At 63.8% G+C, this 1,859-nt stretch carries 1 protein-coding gene and 1 pseudogene; both read right to left on the bottom strand.

Annotated features, from left to right (window positions below; genetic code table 11):
- Window positions 1-448 precede the first annotated feature (448 nt).
- A complete protein-coding gene (locus tag CHB84_RS23730; RefSeq protein WP_245818926.1) occupies window positions 449-1,087 on the bottom strand; it encodes a TetR/AcrR family transcriptional regulator in 639 nt (212 codons plus the stop codon).
- A gap of 508 nt (window positions 1,088-1,595) precedes the next feature.
- Window positions 1,596-1,727 (bottom strand): annotated as a pseudogene (locus CHB84_RS24145) (IS3 family transposase); the annotation flags it as partial.
- Window positions 1,728-1,859: the final 132 nt, after the last annotated feature.

The raw sequence follows: 1,859 nt of genomic DNA on the forward strand, positions 1-1,859 counted from the left end.
ACGCCACCCGGCCACTCTACGACCCCATTTAGTGCGCAAATCAGCCCAGCAACCGAAACAAACCAGCAGGTCAACAGGTCGCACTCGTCAAGACCCGCCGAACGTGGCAAAAGTCAGGTTCGAGAGCAGACACAGCCAACCCGCGTTGGTTGTCGATCATGTTCATCCGCAAGGCCCTGATCGTCGACATGGCGGCGTGCTCAGTCACGCCGCTGTGATCGCGCGTGAGCTTGCGATGCCGTGCGTGGTCGCGTCCCACGAGGATAGCCGTGCAGTTGCGACGGGCGACCGCGTACGCGTCGGCGGTGATGCTGGAACGGTCGAAGTCCTCGAGCGCCTGCCCGCCCGAGCTGGCGCCGCACGCAACTCCGCACATACCGTGGCGCGGCATAGCTCGTGGAGGGTTAGTCACCACGCGGCCCGTGTGCGAGCCCTGTTCATCGATACGTCAGGAGGTGATGCGCGCCGCGGCGGATTTCCAGGCGGCCTCTGCGTCCTGAGGGGTAAGCCCGAAGGATACGAGTACGTGTCGCGCGTAAGCCTTGCCCACATCACCCTTATGGCCTCCTTCGAGGATCTCTCGGATGAGGGCAAAGGCGCCGCCTACAACGGCGGTCAAGGAGACGTCGAGATCGGGGATGACAAACCGTCCGATCTCGATCCCTCGTTCCAATGCGGTGCGGGCGTACGGGTATAGGACTGTTGCGAAGACGACGTCGGCGTGACTGAGGTTGAGCAGCAGGCGCACGAAGTCGGGGTCGCGATCGGCGAGCCCCATGAATCGGATGATCGCCCCGGCCACGACCTCGGCAGGGTCGATATGCTGTTCGGGCTCGGGAATGGTCGCCGCGGCGACCTCGGTGAGCGTTTCGCCGACCACCGTTTCGACGAGGTCGTCCTTGGTTGAGAAGTGGTTGTAGAAGGTTCCGAGGGCGACGTCGGCCCTTGAGGTGATCTCCTGAATCCGGAGCCCGGACACCCCGCGCTCGGCGATGAGAGCGCGTCCGGTGTCGATCAGCTTGCGCCGGGTCCGCTCCCGTTGGCGGTCGGCTCGGGTTCGCCGGTGACCCTGGGTCACTTCGGTCACAGTCGCCATCCTCTCAGGTCCGAGGACTCCTCAAGCCTGGGCAGGGATTCACCAGTGAAAGCACGTTCAGTAGAGTTGAGTTTAGCTTACGACTCATACTGCATCCATGAGGGAGACGTAGATGATGACGGCGATGCCCGCACGGGATCAGCGGGATTCCCGGCGAAGAGTCGGCCGAATGGCTGCTCCGGCCCGGTTCGCGAGCAAGTGGGTGACACGCGCGGAGAGTTTACGATGGCTGTGGCTCTGACCCGGGGCAATTCGAATGACGAGCTCCCTCCGAACAGCCGCTTGCCGATCTCCTGTTTCGCCTGTTCAGAGCGTTATTGATGGTGCAAGACAGGTGTTGCTCACCGTGTGAGTTCTGCCATGAGGTTGGCGCTCGGGCGGCGGTGAGTTCATCGGCGTGAACCGCCCCAGGGTGTCCGCGGACTCATTGGTGTGGGATCTCAGCAGGGAGCTGGGCTCGGTGGTGAGCGTAGTAGGCCTGTTCGGGCTCGACCGGTGGCACCACCGCAGTGCCGGTACAGGCGCTGATTGTCTCGGCCAGCGCGTTGTCGCAGCTGTCGCCAACCGTGCCGATCGAGGCGTCGATGCCGGCTTCGGTGAGCCGTTCGGCGTAGGTGATCGACGAGTACTGGGCGTTCACCCGCCGCGTTCAGGAAGCCGGGCTCGTCCCCTCGATGGGCGCCATCGGTGACTCCCTCTTAACCGGCCAATGTCGGCGTTTTCGCAGCGCAGCGACACGCCGACGGATGTGCGTTGCCCACCA

Source organism: Haloechinothrix alba, assembly GCF_900188115.1.
Classification (GTDB): domain Bacteria; phylum Actinomycetota; class Actinomycetes; order Mycobacteriales; family Pseudonocardiaceae; genus Haloechinothrix; species Haloechinothrix alba.